1 protein-coding gene is annotated in these 399 nt (G+C 54.6%); it reads right to left on the minus strand.

Going from position 1 to position 399, the window contains the following annotated elements:
* Positions 1 to 200, minus strand: a 200-nt coding sequence (locus KHA85_RS20525) for a LysR family transcriptional regulator (protein WP_213186711.1), incomplete at its 3' end; no start/stop codon positions are given.
* Positions 201 to 399: the final 199 nt, after the last annotated feature.

The raw sequence follows: 399 nt of genomic DNA on the forward strand, positions 1-399 counted from the left end.
TTGATAAACAGCGCACCGGCGGGCGTCAACTCCACATCGCGGTGACGCCGCTCGAACAAGGGCACCGCCAGCCATTGCTCCAGCTGCCGTACGGTATAGCTGACCGCCGACGGTACCCGGTGCAGCTCCTGCGCCGCCGCGCTGAAACTGCCGGTGCGCGCCACCGCATCGACCACTTCCAGAGAATATTCAGACCACATCGCCTTGCCTTCAATTTTTTTAACAGCACTTTGCAAATATTACCGTTTCACAAGCAGAGATCCAGCCGGATACACTGGCCGGCGCTAAAAACCTGCGACATTAAAATATTAACGAGAAATACCATGCGAAATTCCTTTGGCTTTATGTTCTACCTCGCCGGCCTGAGCATGCTGGGTTATCTGGCGACCGATATGTATC

Source organism: Dietzia massiliensis, from assembly GCF_018390595.1.
GTDB lineage: Bacteria > Actinomycetota > Actinomycetes > Mycobacteriales > Mycobacteriaceae > Dietzia > Dietzia massiliensis.